We start from the raw sequence: 18581 nt of genomic DNA, 5'->3' as shown, positions 1-18581 counted from the left end.
AGTGCGAAGAGCCAGAAATATGAACCGAAAACAAAAGACTAAGCCGGATATTGTCGATGTTGCGAAGGCGGCTGGGGTCTCGATCTCGACCGTATCGCGAAGTTTCAATCACCCTGATTTGTTGAAACCAGCGACTCGCAAGAAAATCGATCGGGCGGTGCAAAAGCTTGGGTATATCCGAAATCGTGCAGCGCAGGTCATGCATGGGCGTCGGACCGGGACAATCGGACTGGTTGTCCCCACAATCGACAATGCAATCTTTGCAGAGCTCATCCAATCTTTCTCAGAAGCACTGGATGAGCTGGGATTCACGATGCTTATTGTGTCCCACGGGTTCGACCTTGATCGCGAATATGCGATGCTGCGTAAACTGCTTGAGCACAGGGTTGATGGGCTTGCCGTTATTGGTCTTGAGCACAGCGAAGCGACCTATCAGCTGATCGAACAGCAAGCCATTCCAAGCGTCGCAATATGGAACTACGAAAGTGACGCTCGGCTGTCCTGTGTGGGGGTCCAGAACTCGGAAGCGGGTCGACTGGCCGCGCGCCACCTTCTGGACCTTGGCCATCGCGACATCGCGTTTATCTTTCCGGATCCGGCTGGGAATGACCGTGCCCGGGACCGCCTGCAAGGTGCCGTTCACGTGTTTCAGCAAGAACAGATCGCGATCCCGGATGACTGGCGACTTGAGTCCCCCTACAACATTGCGGAAGCCAAGCAGGCAAGTCTGACGCTGCTTTCCGGAACGCGGCGACCGACTGCAATCCTGTGCGGCAATGACATCATTGCGCAAGGCGTTCTTTACGCAGCGCTACAGCTAGGACTTCATGTACCAAATGATTTGTCGATCATGGGGATCGGCGATTTCAAAGGCTCGGGCGAGATCGAACCATCGCTTTCAACCATTCGCATTCCGGCACGTCGTATCGGCGCATTGGCCGCTGAACAGATCATAAAAACCGTGACAGGGGAAACCGAAGGAACAACCGCAACGAATTGCGAACTTCGGCTTGTGCAAAGGGCGTCGACGTCTTCTCCAAAACGCACGACGCCCTAAGAAATCGTATTAGGTGCTGTTCACCAGCCACCGATCACATCAGGCAGGCGCGTTTACACCACGGGCAACCCGCTTACCTGACGTCAGACCATTCACCTTCTCGACGATGGCTTCGGCATCAATCCCGTGATGACGATACAGATCGCCAATCGTGCCGGTTTGACCGAAATGCTCAACACCCAACGGGATGGTCTGATGACCCGTCACAGACCCCAACCACGAAAGCGTCGCGGGGTGCCCATCGATCACCGTGATGATCTTACAATGCGGCGGCAACGTGCCCAACAGCGCCTCGATATGAGATTGCGCTTCTGCGTTCCCTCGCGACCGCGCACGTTGCGCCGCCGTCCAGCCCGCGTTCAACCGATCAGCCGAGGTGACAGAGAGAACGCCAACATCGCGTCGCCCTTCACCGATGATGCCAGCGGCCTTGATCGCTTCAGGGGCGACCGAACCTTGATAGGCAATCACGACCTCACAATTCGGGCCGGGTTTGCGCATCCAATAGGCGCCATCAATGGCCCCTTGGTGGAAGTCCTCGTCCACACGTTTTCCGGGTTGTTCAATGGGATTGGTGGTCAGGCGCAGATAGACAGAGCCGCCGGTTTCATCGCGCAGCCAAGTCCGTTCATCCGGGTCGCCCTCACCATCGCGCTGAAGGTAGTCAAACGCCCATTCCATGATCACGGCCAGTTCGTCAGCAAATGCCGGTTCGAACGAGGCTAGGCCGTCCTGCGACATCCCGATCAATGGCGATCCAATCGACTGGTGCGCGCCTCCTTCGGGGGCAAGCGTGACACCTGACGGGGTGCCAACCAGCAAGAACCGCGCATCCTGATAACAGGCATAATTCAGTGCATCCAAACCACGTGCCACGAAGGGATCGTACACGGTGCCAACCGGGATCAGCCGCTTGCCAAACAGGCTGTGGCTAAGGCCCGCAGCCCCCAAAAGCAGCATCAAGTTCATCTCGGCAATGCCAAGTTCGATATGCTGACCTTCGGGTGTGAACTCCCATTTCGCGGTCGAAGGGATGCGGTTTTCGATAAACGCATCAGCCTGTGCGGTGCGGGCAAAAAGCTTGCGGCGGTTCACCCACGGACCAAGGTTCGTCGTGCCCGTCACGTCAGGGGACGTCGTTACGATCCGTTCGGCCAGCTTGCTGTCACCCTTGGACAGATCGTCCAGCACCTTGCCAAACGCCATCTGGGTCGAGATCTCGCGCGAGGTATCCATCTCGATCGCGGGCACCTCGATCTTATCATCGGCAAAGCGGCGCGGACCTTGGGCAAAGAAAGGCGCTTTGGACAAGAAATCCCGAAGAGCAGCCTGATCTTCGACAGTGGCCAGCGGCTCCCATTCGTCACCTTCAGTCACACCCATGTGCTTCTGCCACGCACCAAACTGCGTGTTGTTCATCAACCCGCCGTGGTTGTCTTTGTGGCCCGCAATCGGCGTACCCCAGCCCTTGATCGTGTAGGCAAGGAAACAGGTGGGGCGGTCATGGTCGATGGCGTCGAATGTCTGGGCCATCGTCTCGACGCAGTTGCCGCCAAGGTTTTCCATCAAGGCTGCCAGCTCTTCGTCGCTGTGCGCTTCAATCAGCGCAGTCACATCACCTTGATCGCCCAGATCGTCCATCAGACGTTTGCGCCAAACCTCACCGCCCATGTAAGTCAGGGCCGAGTAATCCTGGTTGGGGCAACTGTCGATCCAGTCGCGCAGCTTGTCCCCGCCCGGCTCTTCAAAGGCCGCACATTGCAGCGTGCCGTGCTTGATGCGCACAACGTCCCAGCCAAACGCGTCAAAGATCTTTTCGACGCGTTCGAACAACCCTTCGCGGACAATCCCATCCAGCGACTGGCGGTTATAATCGATGATCCACCACGTGTTGCGCAGATCGTTTTTCCAACCTTCCTGCAGGGCTTCGTAAATGTTGCCCTCGTCCAGTTCGGCATCACCAACCAGCGCCACCATACGGCCCATCGGCGCATCAGTACCCCAGCTTTTCGCCTTGATGTAGTCTTGGATGATCGAGGCAAACGACGTGACCGCCACGCCAAGCCCAACCGAGCCGGTCGAGAAATCGACATCATCAATATCTTTGGTTCGGCTGGGGTAAGACTGAACCCCACCATAACCGCGAAAGTTTTCCATCTTCTCGCGGGTTTGGTTGCCCATCAGATACTGAATGGCGTGGAACACAGGTGATGCATGCGGCTTCACCGCCACACGATCTTCTGGCTTCAGCGTCGAAAAATACAGCGCCGTCATGATCGACACCATCGAGGCTGAACTGGCCTGGTGCCCGCCAACTTTGATCCCGTCCACTTTGGGGCGCACGTGATTGGCGTGATGGATCATCCAGTGTGACAACCACAGCAGTCGTTGCTCAATAGTCTTGAGGTGTTGCATCTCGGTGGACATAGAACCCTCCTTATTCGGCAGCATGTTTAGCAGGAATTGGCAACGCGTGTCCCAGATCCGCAAGTATATCTGTCACCTCTTCAAGGCCAACAGACAAGCGGATTAGTCCATCGCTGATCCCATGCGCGGCACGCTCTTCGGGCGTATAGGTCGAGTGTGTCATCGATGCTGGGTGCTGGATCAGGCTTTCTGCATCCCCTAGCGATACGGCCCTCTGGATCATTTTCAGATTGTTCATCAGTTGAATGCCGCCTTGCATACCGCCTTCGACCTCGAATGCGATCATAGCACCGGGTTGGTCCATCTGACGCTCAGCCAACGCATGCTGTGGGAAGCTTTCCAATCCCGGATAATGCACGGCGGTGATCGCCGGATGGGTTTCCAAGAATGCAGCAACCGTTTGCGCCGAAGCGCAATGCCGATCCACTCGCAACGCAAGTGTCTTCAACCCGCGCAAGATCAGCATGGCGTTGAACGGCGCCATCACCGCCCCGGTCATATCCTTCATGCCAACCAGCCGGATTTCCTCGATCTGCTCGGCCGTGCCGACGACAAGTCCGGCGACCACGTCACCGTGCCCCCCCAGATACTTGGTGGCCGAATGCACAACGATGTCAGCCCCCATTTCAATCGGGCGGGTCAGGTATGGCGTGGCATAGGTGTTGTCGACAATCACCTGCGCACCAAACTCATGGGCAATCCGGGCGGAGGCTTCGATATCTACCAAACGCATATTCGGATTGGCTGGTGTTTCGAAATAAACCACCCGCGTTTTGTCCGAGATCGCTTTGCGCAGGTTTTCGGGGTCCGTCATATCCACGTGGGTGATGGTTACACCCCATTTCGCCAATCCGTGCCGCATGAATGCGAAGGTGCAGCCATATAGGGTCTTATCCACGAGCACTTCGTCGCCGGGCGACAGAAGCGTCCAAAGTGCTGCGGTAATTGCCCCCATGCCGGAAGACAATGCAAGACCAGCCTCGGCCCCTTCCAAAGTTGCTATGCGTTGCTCCAACAGGTCGCAGGTCGGGTTTGAGATGCGGCTATAGATGTGACCCGGGCGCTCACCTTCGAACATCTCACCGCCAGCTTCGGCCGTTTCAAAGGCAAAGGTCGACGTCAAATGCAATGGCGGTGTTAGCGCGCCCTCATTCTGAAACGGATCATATGCGTGATGGATGGCACGAGTGGCGAAACCTGTTGAGTGGGTCATTGGAAGCTCCTGATTCATTTAGTGACATAATGAACCCCATCGCGCGGCATTGAATTGCCAACAATGCCACCAATTGATACTATATTGGCATAATCTACTAATTTAGGACCGAAAATGGACACGAAAGACAGGCAGATCATCCGTGCACTGCAAAAAGATGGCCGCATGACAAACCAGGATCTCGCCCAAGAAGTGAACCTGTCGCCGTCGCCCTGCTTGCGCAGAGTTCGCAATCTGGAAGCCGACGGCGTCATTCAGGGATATAGTGCCGACGTGGACCCGGCCGCTTACGGCCTATCCATTACTGTCTTCGTGCGCATCCGGCTTGAACGGCATAACGAAGTTGATGTGCAGAACTTTGAAAAACGGGTCCGAATGATTGACGAAGTGCTTGAATGCCACGTGATGACCGGGGCTATGGATTATCAACTGCAGGTTCTGGTGCCCGACCTTAACGCCTATGAAGATTTCATTCGCACCCGGATCCACCCGATCGGCGGCATCGCTTCGATCGATACAAGCTTTGTCTATGGGACTGTTAAGAAGACAGCAGTATTCCCGCCCACGTCTTAATGTCGGCCCTTCAGCGATTGCCCTATCGGTTGTGCCGCCTACCAGACGATCGTCACGCAGTCAGGTGAAATCCCCGGAACTCTTTTACCGTGGAAAGACACAGCAAGGTTTTCATCTGCGCGACCGAGGGAATAAGCGACAACCGTTCACGATATAGCGTTTCGTAATCCTCGGTGTTTCGGGCTGCTACCCGGATGAGATAATCAAATTCACCCGAAATCAGATGACACTCCAAAACCTCTGGCATCTGGCAAATAGCTTCCTCAAACGCAGTAATATCATGCCGTCGAGCACTTACCAGTTTGACCTCGATAAAGATTTGTATTTCAAGCCCGACGGACTTGCGGTTAAGGCGCGCAGCGTAGTGGGAAATTTTCCCGTCAGCCTCAAGCAATTTGACACGCCGATGGCAGGCTGACAGTGACAGCCCGACCTTCTCGGACAACCGCGCCATCGATATCTGACCGTCCTTTTGAAGGATGGAAAGAATGTGGATATCAAGTTGGTCCATAGGAAATTTTCTCTTTTGAAGCCCTCAGATGGAAATATTTCCAGAAATTTTCCTATTAATCAAGAAATGGAAGAACCTTTCTTATCTTGGTTGCGCTAACCTGAACATGTCCTGAAACGGACGCTACAATTAAAGGGAGGGAAACATGTCCCATAAGATCGTCGTCGGTTATGACGGCAGTGACAGCGCCAAAGCGGCGCTCGCATTCGCTACGGATTTGGCCAAAACGCTGGGCGGCAGCATCGTTGTTGCCCACGTGTTGGAATGGTCGCCGTATTCCTTTTTGACGCCAAATGAATTGGAAGAACGTCATAAGCGCCGTGGTGAAGAACTAGAGCGCGCAGAAGCTGCGATAATTACTCCAGCTGTTGAAAGCCTGAAAGATAGCGGGCTGCAGGTCGACACCGCACTTAAATACGGAAATATCGCCACGACCCTTGGTGATATTGCCAACGAATGTGGTGCTAACCAGATCGTGATCGGCCGCAATGGCGAGCCTGGTCTTTCTTCGCGTGTATTCGGTTCCGTTGCTATCAGCCTTGCACAGGCTGCACCGGTGCCAGTGACCATCGTGCCTTAAAGCGAACAGGAAACATCATGACCAATCAAATTAAGGCGGCAGCCCTTGCTGTGCCCGCCATGTTGGCAGCATCCGCGCCAGCCATGGCACAATCATTGGACCAGACCATCAATGAAGGTTTCGCAAGCGCGACCGGATGGTTTGTAAGCTTAATCTTCAGCCCGTTCCCCGGAACCACCTTCCCGTGGATCGTGATGTGGCTGGTTATCGCCGCAACCGTATTCACGCTTTATTTCGGCTTTATCCAGTTCCGGGCATTCCCGCACTCGATCTCGCTGGTCAAAGGTGACTACTCCGACCCCAATGACGCCGGCGAGGTTAGCCACTTCCAAGCACTTGCAACTGCCCTTTCAGGCACCGTGGGCCTTGGCAACATTGCCGGCGTCGCAGTCGCGGTCGGCATTGGTGGACCCGGTGCAACATTCTGGATGATCCTCGCTGGCCTAATGGGCATGGCGTCGAAGTTCACCGAATGTACGCTGGGCGTGAAGTACCGCAATGAGTACGAGGACGGCACCGTTTCCGGTGGCCCTATGTACTATATGACCAAAGGCTTTGCCGAACGTGGTCTGCCAGCAGGCAGCTTCATGGCGGTCCTGTTCTCGGTCTTCTGTATCCTGGGTGCTTTGGGTGGCGGCAACATGTTCCAAGCCAACCAAGCGCATGCACAGATTGCAAACGTTGTCGGTGACTTCCCGGGTTGGATCACAGGTGTGATCTTTGCCGTAATCGTATTTGCCGTGATCGTTGGTGGCCTGAAATCCATTGCCAAGGTAACTGAAAAAGTCGTTCCCTTCATGGGCGTGCTTTATGTGCTGACCGCACTGGTTATCCTGATCATGAACGCAAACATGATCGGCTGGGCTTTTGGCGAGATCTTCTCTGGTGCATTTACCGGAGCCGGTGTTGCTGGTGGCATGGTCGGCGCTCTGATCCAAGGCTTCAAACGGGCTGCGTTCTCGAACGAAGCTGGTGTTGGTTCCGCAGCGATTGCCCACTCGGCAGTTCGTACGAAAGAACCTATCACCGAGGGCTTCGTGTCCCTGCTTGAGCCGTTCATTGATACCGTTGTGATCTGTACGATGACCGCTTTGGTGATCATCATCACTGGCCAGCTGGTCAGCGATCCGAACACAGGCCTGTATCTGCTGGATGAAGGTGCATCGACCATTCAAACGGTTGATGGCAACAAAGGCGTCGCGCTGACATCTGCAGCGTTCTCGTCAGCCATTCCTTTCTTCAAGTACATCCTGGCGATTGCGGTTATCTTGTTTGCTTTCTCGACCATGATCAGCTGGTCCTACTACGGCCTTAAGGCCTGGACCTTCCTGTTCGGTGAAGGCCACACCAAAGAGCTGGTGTTCAAGGTCATCTTCTGCATCTTCGTTGTAATAGGCGCTTCGGCCAACCTTGGCCCTGTGATCGATTTCTCAGACGCAGCAATCTTCGCCATGGCGGTGGTCAACATCGTCGCGTTGTACTTCCTGATGCCCGTGGTGAAAGGCGAGCTGGACAGCTACCTGTCACGCCTCAAGTCAGGCGAAATCAAAAAGTTCCACTAGTGTAGATACTTCCCCTTTACGAGGGATCGGAACACAAAGCCGCCGGGTTTTCTCGGCGGCTTTTTTCTTTTCTGATTCTACGGAAATTCAGAAACATCAATCCAAGCAGCGTTCGCCCGCTCAGACGATCCCTGAGAACAACATCTTCTATTGATCTGAAAATATGGCGATCCCGGGAGGACTCGAACCCCCAACCCTCTGCTTAGAAGGCAGATGCTCTATCCAGTTGAGCTACGGGACCGCACACCAGAGCATTACCCTTGCGTGCGCCCGTAATTCAACCTGAAACTTTCAAGTCATGCGTCGATCTGTTTGGCAATGAACCACGAGACCGGAAGACCGACCAAGAACCCTGCCGCGGCGGCCCAGATGATGGGCTGTGCGGTGTCCATGCCCATGGTCAGCGCTGCGACCATGAAGATACCTGCAAGAGATGTGCCAATGATGGCGTAAAGGACCAAAGCCAAGCGGAGCATCGTGAATTCCTTGTGTTAGATGCGATATATCGAATGGATATAGGCACCCCGTTTGAACCGCTTCTTTGATCCGGATCAATCGCCCATCATTGCGCGCGCGACATAGTAACTCACCGGCAGACCGATCACGAATCCAACCGCCGCCGCGCCCAGCAATGGCCACAGGCCCGTGACACCGTTCACCAACGCGATCACCACCAGCACAGATGCCAGCGTGGACCCGATGATCCCGTAAAATGTCATGACGATTTTGAATAATGGCGAGCGCATGAGGGGTCTCCTTGCCGGGCGGAATAGCCGACAGACCCTGCCCTGCCTACTTCTTCTTCACGAACTGCGTCAGTATGACAATGCGCTGCCCTTCAACGCGACCCTCGATATGTTCCGGGTTGTCCGCCACAAGGCTGATCCCACGCACCGCTGTGCCGCGTTTCGCCGTGAACCCCGCGCCCTTCACGGGCAAGTCCTTGATCAACACCACGTTGTCGCCTTGGTTCAGCACCGCCCCGTTGGCATCCTTGTGGTTGGAGGCCGCGGCAACATTGTCGACCCACGCCTGCGTGTCCTCGTCCAGATACACTTGGTCCAGCAAATCCTGCGCCCAAGAGGCCTCAATCCGCTTCAACATCCGCACAGACAACACCTGAACCGCCACATCCTCGGACCACATCGAGGACGCGAGTCCCCGCCAATGGGTCTCTTCCGGTGTGCCGTCGATCTGAGCGGCGCAGGTGGCGCAAATCTCAGCCGAGGCATCTGCGGGTCCGCCGGGAACGGGGATGGAGGATAGAGGGGCGTCTGAGGCGCAGAGGGGGCAGGTCATGTGGGCTCCGGGGTTGGGTGAGGGAGCTATAGGGGGGATTGGGAATGGGAGTCACGCGGAAATTTGGAGGCGGCGCCTGACTATGACAAGCCAGCTATTTTAAGGAAGATGAAACATCTTTCACCAGTGTTCCCAACATTTTCAGAACATTTGGATCAAAGTTTGTCTCACCATGTGAATCTTTGGACTCTTCAGTTTCTTGCCCAAAAAGCCGTTCACTAAACTTCGCAATCAGCTCTTTTCGTTTAGTCTCGTCTAAAGATTCGATGAATGGCCCTATCGCCTTGACTTCAAGCGCAAACCAACGCGTTCGCTTCTCATTTTGTCTATGAAGGCTTGATTGTTTAGAGGAAAAGACAGCTCCGTAGAGTAGGACCGCGGTCAACGAAGCCGCTTTCGCAATTTGCGCCCAGTCGAGTGTCCCTGCAAACGAAATGTTCACAGAGCCTTCAGCCGTAGAAAAACTCATAGTGTTCCAGTAGGTGAGAGCGATCCACAACACTGTCAATCCAATGAAGACTATAGATATCCAACGCCATACATTTGCTTGCCCTCGTTCGTGGTCTGCCAAACTTTTGTAACCACCTGCAACGCTGTCTTCTGCAACAAGCCCGTGCATTTCCAAGATTGAAGCATGACGATTTTCAGAATCCTTCGTTATCTCGTCAACTTTCGATTTGAAGTTCTCAAAGAGTGCGTTGGTTTTCTTCACCCATGCAGCATCTCTTTTTTGAAAGACAGCATCCTTTTCAGTTTGAAACATCTGGGACCATGCCGAGTATTGCTCATCTCGATCTATTTGCTTTTCTGAGAACTCCTTAGCGCGCTGTGATTGGTCGCTAGAAAATTGCTCAAGCCATTCTGACATCTTTTCCCTCTGTGAACCATCAAGAGCATCCACGGCGTCACTTAGAGCCTGTTCCTTTTGCTTTAGGCTTTCGAGTGCGGCTTTTTGATTGCCAAGCTCGACTGAGAATTCGGACGATTTCTTTGTAATTGAGGAACAAAAGGAGTCGAATGTTTCTTCTAGGGTTTTCTGGCTATTTATCACGGTAACATCGGTAGAAAAACCTGAGAGTTGGAATATTGCTGCTGCCTGACTGCTAATATAGTTGTTTGCTGTGGTTAGATGGCCAACGGTAGGGGAATTGTGAAAAGTGCTCAACTGACCCCAAAAACTCGGATTTTTTAGGTGTTGTTCAATTTGATCCATCAGAACTATTGGCGTAATCTCTGGATCAATCGAGGCAAGCACACCATTGAGATTTTCGAGGACCTTTTTTAGCCTACGTAGTTCAATGGTGAGTTCTTCGTTTGGCTCGTCGATAGCAATCTCTAGCCACTCTTGTGACTGTCTGACTGTTTCATGAATGGCATGCTTTTCGAACTCAGTTTTCCAGCGGGACACGGGCTACCTCAGAATATATTTCCGTTTAACGAACCAGAAATACCCATGGTTGAAGCGCAGAGCAACAACTATCGGCAACGGATCTGGCATGCCGTAAACTGAAAGCAAGAAAAGTGCAGCAAGGGTTCGCACGCGATTTGCTTTGCAATTCGCTGCCGCGCACTGTGCTCATAAACGGATTACTTTAGTCATCCATTTTTAAAGCACTAATGAAAGCTTCCTGCGGGATATCCACTTTCCCGAATTGACGCATTTTCTTCTTACCCTTTTTCTGCTTCTCCAGCAGTTTCTTCTTCCGGGTCGCGTCGCCGCCGTAGCATTTCGCGGTCACGTCTTTGCGCAGGGCAGACAGAGTCTCGCGCGCAATCACCTTGCCGCCAATCGCCGCTTGGATCGGGATTTTGAACATGTGGCGGGGGATCAGGTCTTTCAGCTTTTCAACCATCGCGCGGCCACGCATTTCGGCGCGGTCACGGTGAACCATGGTGGACAGCGCGTCGACGGGTTCGTCATTCACAAGGATCGACATCTTGACCAGATTGTCCTCGCGATAGCCCTCCATCTGATAATCAAATGACGCGTAGCCCTTCGTGACCGATTTCAGGCGATCGTAGAAGTCGAACACAACCTCGTTCAACGGCAGGTCATAGACAGCCATGGCGCGCGACCCGGCATAGGTCAGGTCCAACTGGATGCCCCGGCGGTCCTGACACAGTTTCAGCACGTCGCCCAGATATTCGTCCGGCACAAGGATCGTCGCCTTGATGCGCGGCTCTTCCATGTGATCGACCGTTGACAAGTCGGGCATGTCGGCGGGGTTGTGCAGCTCGATCATCGAGCCGTCTTTCATATAGATGTGATAGATCACCGACGGCGCGGTGGTGATCAGTTCAATGTTGTATTCACGTTCGATCCGGTCGCGGATCACCTCAAGGTGCAGCAGACCAAGGAAGCCACAGCGGAAACCAAAGCCCAGCGCGGCGGATGTTTCCATCTCGGAGCTAAACGACGCGTCGTTCAGCGCCAGCTTTTCGATGCTGTCACGCAGGTCTTCGAACTCGGAACTGTCCACAGGGAACAGGCCACAGAACACAACCGGTTGCGCAGGCTTAAAGCCCGGCAGAGCATCTTCGGTGCCTTTCTTCTCGTGGGTGATCGTGTCGCCCACCCGCGTGTCACGCACCTGCTTGATCGAGGCGGTCAGGAACCCGATTTCACCCGGTCCCAGCACGTCAATCGGCTGCATCTCGGGCGTGAAGACACCCACACGGTCGACGGGATACACAGCGTTGGTCGACAGCATGCGAATACGCTCGCCCTTTTTCAGTTTGCCGTCGATCACGCGGATCAAGACGATCACGCCCAGATAAGAGTCATACCAACTGTCCACCAGCATCGCCTTCAGCGGCGCGTCTGGGTCGCCCTGCGGGGCGGGCAATTCGTTCACGATGGCTTCCAGCGTTTCGTGGATGCCCTGCCCTGTCTTGGCGGACACCTGAATAGCGCCAGACGCGTCGATGCCAATCACATCTTCGATTTGCTCGGCCACACGGTCACAATCGGACGCGGGCAGGTCGATTTTGTTCAGGATCGGCACAATGTCGTGGTCCGCGTCGATGGCCTGATACACATTCGCCAGCGTCTGCGCCTCAACCCCTTGAGTCGAGTCCACAACCAGCAAAGACCCTTCGACCGCGCGCATCGACCGGCTGACCTCATACGCGAAATCCACGTGGCCGGGGGTGTCGATCAGGTTCAGGACGTATTCCTGCCCACTGTCGGCGGTGTAGTCGATCCGCACCGTGTTCGCCTTGATGGTAATCCCGCGTTCCCGCTCGATATCCATACTGTCGAGCATCTGCTCTTTCATGTCACGGTCAGCAACGGTGTTCGTCTCTTGGATCAGACGATCAGCAAGCGTGGATTTCCCGTGGTCGATATGTGCGACGATCGAGAAATTGCGGATATGTTTCAGGTCGGTCATGGGCCGGATATGATGTGGATTTAAAGGGTCGTCAAGGACTTCGATGCTTCCCTCACTCCATCGGCAGCACATTCCGCTTCACCATAGTCCGCAAGGTGAAGCTTGACCGCATCCTTGCGATGCCTTCGACGCGCATGAGTTTTTCCTCCATGAAGCGATCAAAGGCGGTCAGGTCGGCGACGACGATGCGTAGAAGGATGTCTCGGTTGCCGCTCATCAAATGGCATTCCATCACCTCATCCATGCGCGATACGGCGCGTTCGAAATGGGTGATAGCTTCGCGTTTTTGGCTTTCCAATTCGACGGAAATGAAGACCGTCACAGGCAGCCCCAACTTCGACTGGTCCACCCGCGCGCCGTAGCCGGTAATGACCCCATTTTGCTCTAACGCTGCAATCCGTCGGGCGCAGGGCGTAGGGGACAGACCGACGGAATCAGCAAGGTCGCCGAGCTTCTGGCGTCCGTCCTCTTGCAGGGCGGCGATGATGCGGTGGTCGATGGCGTCCATTAGATAAATCTCGTTTTGGCGGGTTTCTCATCAGATAATCGCCAAGATTTCACAAGTCCACGCCTAATTTTGGTGAAATTCCCCCAAGTCACGTTGTTAGCTTGTGCAGAACACGGAGGACATCATGAACATCACACAAGTGGCAACGCCCACCCACGAAGGCGTGTATCGCGTCGAAGCACCCGAGTTCGGCTTGGTTGGATTTATCGCTATTCACTCGACCACGCTTGGCCCTGCGGCAGGCGGTTTGCGGATGAAGCCATATGGATCAGAAGACGAGGCGCTGACCGATGCGCTGCGCTTGTCCGAAGGCATGACTTATAAGAATGCAGCGGCGGGGCTGCCTTTGGGTGGCGGCAAATCTGTCATCATGGGCGATCCAACAAGCTTGAAGACACCAGACCTTCTGCGTGCCTTCGGCCAAGCTGTAGACGCTTGCGAGGGGCGGTATTGGACTGCTGAAGATATGGGCATGACCCCGGCGGATATGGCTGAAGTGGCCAAGGAAACGCGGTTTGTTGCGGGGCTGGCCGACGGTAAGTTTGCGTCCGGCGATCCGTCCCCCATCACTGCGCGTGGTATCTTCAACTCGATCCGTCAGGTCGCCCGTCATGGTTTGGGGGACGCCCGATTGAAGGGACGTACTGTGTCCGTTCAAGGCTTGGGGCATGTCGGGTGGCATCTGTGTCATCGTCTGAAAGCGGCTGGTGCCAATCTGGTCGTCACGGATATCGACGCAGACCGCGTGCAAGCCGCTGTTACCGGGTTTGGCGCAGAGGCCGTTTCTCTGGACGAGATTTATGGCGTCAAAGCTGATATTTTCGCGCCCTGCGCGATTGGCGGAATTTTGAATGCAAAGACCATTCCGAACCTGAATGTAAAAGCTGTGGCAGGTGGTGCAAACAACCAATTGGCGACGTCGCAAGATGCGGAACTTCTGCACGGTCGCGGCATCCTGTATGCACCTGATTATGTCGCCAATGGCGGTGGTATCATCAACGCAGCGGCTGAGATTCTTGAGATCGAAACCCGCGTAGAATGGGTTGATGAAAAACTGCGCGCTTTAGACGATACGATGAACAACATCCTGATTTCTGCGAAAGATGCAGGCGTCAGCCCGGCCGTGGTTGCGCAGGATGTTGTGGCGCGTTCAATGACCTCGCGCGCGGCATAAACCAGAAGGGGGCGTTGTGGCGCCCCCATTCTCGGCTTAGTCTCTGGCTAAAAGCCCGAGAGACATGACCCAAACACAATCAGACATACTGACCATCACGCTGAACCCAGCGCTGGACATGTCCACTCAAATGGGCAGTGTGCGCGCAAACGAGAAATTGCGCTGTGATGCACCCGCAATAGACCCCGGTGGTGGTGGCATCAATGTCGCCCGTGCGATCCGGTATCTTGGGGGCGACGCAACGGCCTTTGTCGCTTTGGCGGGGTCGCGAGGGCAACAGCTTTCCGACCTTTTGGCGCAAGAGGGCGTACCGCAGTTGGTGCTGAATCTTCCTGGGGAAACCCGGTTCTCTCTGGCTGTCACCGAACAGTCGGCGCAGTCTCAATATCGCTTTGTCATGCCCGGCCCCGAATGGACGGAGGATCATGTTGCAGAGCTGTGTGAACGTCTAAGGCAAGAGCTGCGCGAAGGGGCGCATGTTGTGCTGTCTGGTTCGCAACCCCCCGGTCTTCCAGCGCAATTTCCATCACAGCTGGTCAAACTGGCGCATGCCAAAGGGGCCATCGTTTATCTGGACACATCAGGCCCAGCCATGATGGCTTTGCAGGAAAACGCATCACTTGCACCAGATGTTCTAAGGCTTGATGGCACAGAAAGCGAAGCACTGGCAGGGCGGCCGCTTGAAACTGTTTTGGATGCCGTGCAGTTCGCACAAAAGCTGGTCGAAACCAGCAAGGCGCATTGCGTCGTCCTAGCGCGTGGGGCCGAGGGGTCGGTGCTTGTGACCCCAGATCTCGCCCTGCATGCGCAAACGCCCCCTGTGCCGGTCCAAAGCAAAGTTGGGGCCGGTGACAGTTTCATGGGCGGATTTATCCTGTCGCGTGCACGCGGTGAAAGCTGGGCAGACGCGCTGCGATGTGGTGTCGCATCGGCAAGTGCGGCTGTAATGAGCCCCGCCACAGAACTTTGTAACGCAAAGGATGTCGCCCGCCTGATGCCCGAGGTCTCGATCACGGAACTTTGACCCATTACACAAATTGCATTCGACTGATCCAATCTGTATTCTGAAGACTAAGCGGGCAATTCAGACCTGCATATGAGGCGGACATTTAAGAGGGTAAAGATGAAACGAGTGGTTCTTGCGGCGACGCTGATGGCGGCGCTTTTACCAGGACAATCTGCAATTGCTGGTGGCACGATTGAACGCGCTTGCATGAAAGCCGATCGACCCAGCGCGACGCGTAGCCTTTGCAGCTGTGTTCAGAAAGTTGCCAACGCGACATTGACCGGCGGAGAACGCTCAAAAGTCGCCAAGTTCTTCAAAGAACCCCACAAAAGCCAATCGACCCGGCAATCTGATCGCCGCACGGACGAGAAGTTCTGGAAGAAATACAAGAAATTCGGCGCTCTTGTCGCCAAACACTGCAGCTAATCCAAGTGCTTGATCAATCCGACTGACGCCGCCTGAACCAGATCCAGCGTCTGGTCGAAGTCACGCGTGTAGTATGGGTCGGGAACGTGATCCATGCCTGCCTCGGGCGCGAAATCGGTGAACAATCTTACCGGCGTAAGGGACCCTTCTGGGCGCAGGTGTTCGATGTTCTCGATATTGCTGTCATCCATCCCAATGATCAGATCGAACTGCTCAAAATCTCGGGCCGTGAATTGCCGCGCACGAAGGTCGGACAGGTCAAAATCGCGAAGCTTTGCAGCCGCTTGCATCGGCGCATAGGGCGGATCGCCTACGTGCCAGTTTGATGTACCAGCGCTGTCCGTCAAAACATCCAACCCTGCTTCGGTCGCAAGAGAACGAAAGACGCCTTCGGCGCTGGGGGAACGGCAGATATTGCCAAGGCAAACGAATAAAACGTGTGTGGTCATAAGGCGGTTGTAACAATGCCGGGCGGGGCTGTCACGAACCAGCCGGTTTGTCGCGCCAGATCATTTTCATATACAAGCGTCCGCCTTCCAGTTCGTTGCACATTTGATCAATACGCTTTTGTCGTGTCTCAGGGCGTTTGGCTTGTGCAATCCACCCAAGATAATCGTTTTTCTGATAGGGCGGGCGCTTGTCATAAGCGTGTTGCAACCCTTCGGATCGCAGCCGAGCAGCAACATCAGAAGGCATTGGTTGTTTAGGGCGTTTCAGTGCCATGTACTCAGGATGCAACGCCTGTTGAAACCGGTCAACCAAACGCAACGGGCGCTGTTTCGCTTAAACTGCACTTCCTCTCTTGCAGGCCCCTTAGCACTGCGCCAAAAGCATCTCATGTCGCGCGCAAAACCATACTCTTTGAACTGTCCGATTTCCCTATCCCTTGACCTTTTGGGCAACCGTTGGGCCTTGCATGTCCTGCGCGAGCTGCATGCGGGTCCGTCAGGCTTTGGCAAGCTGCGAGAGGGCTTGCCGGGGATCGCCACGAACATGCTATCGTCCCGTCTGGCTGAACTGGTCGAAGCGGGTCTGGTTTCAAAAGCCGGACGAACCTATGCATTAACCGATCGCGGGAATGCGACACGTGGCATCTTGTTTGAACTTGCGCGGTTTGGACGGGATATTCCTGTGCCGGAAGGGGGCGTTTCTATGAATGCCCCGTCGTCCCGCGTTGCCATTCTTGCCGGTGCCATTGAACGTGCCGCCGGACCATTGGACGAATTGCGCGCCGAAATCTGGCTTGATGAAACCCCGTTTGCCTTGACGGTCTCCAAGGGGCGCGCCGCACTTCTGGCAGGGCAAATGCCACTTGCGCCTGTAAGGTTGGGCTTTTCATGGTGCGACCTAGAAGCCGTAGCCGAAGGTCATCAACGGGTTGCCAATTTCGCCGCACAAGGCGAGATCGAGGCGCAAGATCCCTTGCAAGTGGCCGCTCTGCTTGATCTGCTACAAAAAGCTATGGACATATACGGCGGCTTCAAATGACCCACATCCTGATCCTGACCGGCGCTGGAATTTCAGCTGAAAGCGGGTTGGGGACGTTTCGCGATGTAGATGGGCTTTGGACGAAGTACGATCTGGAAGACGTGGCGACACCCGAGGGGTTCGCGCGCAATCCGGTATCTGGTTCATGAATTCTATAATGCCCGCCGCGCCAATTGTCTGGATGCCACGCCCAATGCGGCCCATGATGCGCTGGGACGGTTGCAGGCAGAGCATACGGGGCGTGTCACGCTGATCACACAGAATGTGGATGACCTTCATGAACGCGGTGGCGCGACCGAGGTGATCCATATGCACGGAGAACTGGCAGGCGCACTTTGCGCGGATTGCGGGCACCGCTGGTCCGCCCCGCGCGAAATGTCGGCGGCTGCCCCCTGCCCCAACTGCTCCGTACCGCGCACCCGACCCGACATCGTCTGGTTTGGCGAACTGCCGTACCAGATGGATGAAATCTATGCAGCACTTGGCGAAGCCGACCTTTTCGTCGCGATCGGTACGTCAGGCAATGTCTATCCCGCTGCAGGTTTTGTGACCGAGGCGCGGAGCATGGGAATACCAAACCTAGAGCTGAACCTTGAGCCGTCGGATACGGCACGGATATTTGACGACGCACGCTTTGGCCCAGCGACCGAGCTGGTGCCGATTTGGGTGGACGACATTCTGGCGCAAGCTACCAGGTCTTGAAAAAGAAAGGCCGCAGCGAAACGCTACGGCCATCCGGGGTTGACGAAACCCCTATTCAGGGTGCGGGGCTGGGGACGCATTCACCGCCCCGCACCCCTTATCCTTAGTTGGTACCGGTGCCGCCTTGGACCGTGGCCCCGTGACCTTCGCCCATTTTGCCGTCTTCAGGCTTACCGTGCTGCATGCCACCACCCATTGGGTTGCGCTTCAGAATCCACGGGGATTTCGACCGTCATTTCTCCGGCTTTTTCGAAGACCAGCGTTACGGTCACGGTTTCACCATCCACAAAGGGTTGGGTCAGGCCCATGAACATGACGTGATCGCCACCACGCTGAAGTGAATGCATGCCACCCGCTTCCACGGGGAAGCCTTCTTCGACTTCCATCATCTTCATCACGCCGTCGCCCATATCCTTGTGGGTATGCAGCTCAACGCGTTTGGAGGCATCAGATTTGGCGGCAATCAGACGGTCATCTTCTGCGCCGTGGTTCATGATCTGGAAGAAGGCCGCGCCGGCCTTAGCGTTCATACCCGAGGCACGCGCGTAGGCATCGTTGATCATGATGTCGCCAGCCAGAGCGGGCAGAGCAAAAAGGGCAGCTGCACCGGCAGCCAGAATGGTTTTAATAGGGGTCATTGTCTTTTCCTTAGGTCTTTGGATT

At 55.1% G+C, this 18581-nt stretch carries 20 protein-coding genes, 1 tRNA gene and 1 pseudogene; 9 read left to right on the top strand and 13 right to left on the bottom strand.

The features are described from left to right. Positions 1-19: 19 nt before the first annotated feature. Positions 20-1057 carry a LacI family DNA-binding transcriptional regulator gene (locus AC0L6A_RS03720; RefSeq protein ID WP_473292284.1) on the top strand — a complete coding sequence of 346 codons (1038 nt, stop codon included), beginning with the start codon at positions 20-22 and terminating at the stop codon, positions 1055-1057. Positions 1058-1096: 39 nt separating this feature from the next. Here the strand turns inward: AC0L6A_RS03720 and AC0L6A_RS03715 are convergent, their stop codons facing one another. Continuing rightward, on the bottom strand, positions 1097-3484 hold the full coding sequence (locus AC0L6A_RS03715) for a 1-deoxy-D-xylulose-5-phosphate synthase N-terminal domain-containing protein (protein ID WP_473292283.1): 2388 nt from the start codon (positions 3482-3484) through the stop codon (positions 1097-1099). 10 nt (positions 3485-3494) lie between these two features. Continuing rightward, positions 3495-4697, bottom strand: coding sequence for a methionine gamma-lyase (locus AC0L6A_RS03710; RefSeq protein WP_473292282.1), 1203 nt, complete (start codon positions 4695-4697; stop codon positions 3495-3497). 114 nt (positions 4698-4811) lie between these two features. Here AC0L6A_RS03710 and AC0L6A_RS03705 point away from each other — a divergent pair, with 114 nt between their 5' ends. Further along, entirely contained in the window at positions 4812-5270 is a 459-nt protein-coding gene (locus tag AC0L6A_RS03705) for an Lrp/AsnC family transcriptional regulator (RefSeq protein ID WP_473292281.1), read from the top strand. Positions 5271-5322: 52 nt separating this feature from the next. On the opposite strand, the gene AC0L6A_RS03700 is transcribed toward AC0L6A_RS03705, so the two are convergent. Beyond that, positions 5323-5781, bottom strand: coding sequence for an Lrp/AsnC family transcriptional regulator (locus AC0L6A_RS03700; RefSeq protein ID WP_473292280.1), 459 nt, complete (start codon positions 5779-5781; stop codon positions 5323-5325). 145 nt (positions 5782-5926) lie between these two features. On the opposite strand from AC0L6A_RS03700, the gene AC0L6A_RS03695 reads away from it, so the two are divergent. Together AC0L6A_RS03695 and AC0L6A_RS03690 are read left to right on the top strand one after the other, a co-directional pair. After that, a complete protein-coding gene (locus tag AC0L6A_RS03695; RefSeq protein WP_473292279.1) occupies positions 5927-6361 on the top strand; it encodes a universal stress protein in 435 nt (144 codons plus the stop codon). A gap of 17 nt (positions 6362-6378) precedes the next feature. Then, a complete protein-coding gene (locus AC0L6A_RS03690; RefSeq protein ID WP_473292277.1) occupies positions 6379-7923 on the top strand; it encodes an alanine/glycine:cation symporter family protein in 1545 nt (514 codons plus the stop codon). Positions 7924-8087: 164 nt separating this feature from the next. Here the strand turns inward: AC0L6A_RS03690 and AC0L6A_RS03685 are convergent. The 7 genes from AC0L6A_RS03685 to AC0L6A_RS03655 form a co-directional block, all read right to left on the bottom strand. Further along, positions 8088-8164, bottom strand: a tRNA-Arg gene (locus AC0L6A_RS03685). A 55-nt stretch (positions 8165-8219) separates the two neighbouring features. Next, on the bottom strand, positions 8220-8399 hold the full coding sequence (locus AC0L6A_RS03680) for a CTP synthetase (protein ID WP_473292276.1): 180 nt from the start codon (positions 8397-8399) through the stop codon (positions 8220-8222). A 75-nt stretch (positions 8400-8474) separates the two neighbouring features. Then, positions 8475-8669 (bottom strand): CTP synthetase, encoded by a 195-nt coding sequence (locus AC0L6A_RS03675; protein WP_473292275.1) that lies wholly within the window; start codon positions 8667-8669, stop codon positions 8475-8477. A 46-nt stretch (positions 8670-8715) separates the two neighbouring features. Next, on the bottom strand, positions 8716-9222 hold the full coding sequence (locus AC0L6A_RS03670) for a PhnA domain-containing protein (protein WP_473292273.1): 507 nt from the start codon (positions 9220-9222) through the stop codon (positions 8716-8718). Positions 9223-9316: 94 nt separating this feature from the next. Beyond that, a complete protein-coding gene (locus tag AC0L6A_RS03665; RefSeq protein ID WP_473292272.1) occupies positions 9317-10630 on the bottom strand; it encodes a hypothetical protein in 1314 nt (437 codons plus the stop codon). Between the two features lie 184 nt (positions 10631-10814). Further along, complete coding sequence (gene lepA / locus AC0L6A_RS03660; RefSeq protein WP_246928393.1) at positions 10815-12614, bottom strand: translation elongation factor 4; 1800 nt, start codon at positions 12612-12614, stop codon at positions 10815-10817. Positions 12615-12666: 52 nt separating this feature from the next. Further along, positions 12667-13122, bottom strand: a complete 456-nt coding sequence (locus AC0L6A_RS03655; RefSeq protein WP_473292271.1) for an Lrp/AsnC family transcriptional regulator — start codon at positions 13120-13122, stop codon at positions 12667-12669. A gap of 124 nt (positions 13123-13246) precedes the next feature. On the opposite strand from AC0L6A_RS03655, the gene AC0L6A_RS03650 reads away from it, so the two are divergent. From AC0L6A_RS03650 to AC0L6A_RS03640, 3 genes are all read left to right on the top strand, one after another. Beyond that, entirely contained in the window at positions 13247-14296 is a 1050-nt protein-coding gene (locus AC0L6A_RS03650; RefSeq protein WP_473292270.1) for a Glu/Leu/Phe/Val family dehydrogenase, read from the top strand. Between the two features lie 64 nt (positions 14297-14360). Continuing rightward, the gene (locus AC0L6A_RS03645) at positions 14361-15320 is read left to right on the top strand and encodes a 1-phosphofructokinase family hexose kinase (RefSeq protein WP_473292269.1); all 960 of its coding nucleotides are present in this window, start codon (positions 14361-14363) and stop codon (positions 15318-15320) included. A gap of 99 nt (positions 15321-15419) precedes the next feature. After that, on the top strand, positions 15420-15728 hold the full coding sequence (locus tag AC0L6A_RS03640; RefSeq protein WP_473292267.1) for a hypothetical protein: 309 nt from the start codon (positions 15420-15422) through the stop codon (positions 15726-15728). On the opposite strand, the gene AC0L6A_RS03635 is transcribed toward AC0L6A_RS03640, so the two are convergent. Beyond that, on the bottom strand, positions 15725-16177 hold the full coding sequence (locus AC0L6A_RS03635; RefSeq protein WP_473292266.1) for a low molecular weight protein-tyrosine-phosphatase: 453 nt from the start codon (positions 16175-16177) through the stop codon (positions 15725-15727). The two genes, AC0L6A_RS03640 and AC0L6A_RS03635, sit on opposite strands and share 4 nt — an antisense overlap. A gap of 31 nt (positions 16178-16208) precedes the next feature. Continuing rightward, complete coding sequence (locus AC0L6A_RS03630; RefSeq protein WP_473292265.1) at positions 16209-16451, bottom strand: YdeI/OmpD-associated family protein; 243 nt, start codon at positions 16449-16451, stop codon at positions 16209-16211. A 114-nt stretch (positions 16452-16565) separates the two neighbouring features. On the opposite strand from AC0L6A_RS03630, the gene AC0L6A_RS03625 reads away from it, so the two are divergent. Together AC0L6A_RS03625 and AC0L6A_RS03620 are read left to right on the top strand one after the other, a co-directional pair. Then, the gene (locus AC0L6A_RS03625) at positions 16566-17216 is read left to right on the top strand and encodes a winged helix-turn-helix transcriptional regulator (protein ID WP_473292264.1); all 651 of its coding nucleotides are present in this window, start codon (positions 16566-16568) and stop codon (positions 17214-17216) included. Beyond that, positions 17213-17918: pseudogene (locus AC0L6A_RS03620) on the top strand (NAD-dependent deacylase). Before AC0L6A_RS03625 ends, AC0L6A_RS03620 begins: the two are co-directional and overlap by 4 nt. A 170-nt stretch (positions 17919-18088) precedes the next feature. Here the strand turns inward: AC0L6A_RS03620 and AC0L6A_RS03615 are convergent. Continuing rightward, a complete protein-coding gene (locus tag AC0L6A_RS03615) occupies positions 18089-18556 on the bottom strand; it encodes a copper chaperone PCu(A)C (protein WP_473292262.1) in 468 nt (155 codons plus the stop codon). Positions 18557-18581: the final 25 nt, after the last annotated feature.

The sequence above is a fragment of the Aliiroseovarius sp. D2-2 genome (assembly GCF_055809455.1).
This window is presented reverse-complemented; position numbering and strand designations above follow the sequence as displayed.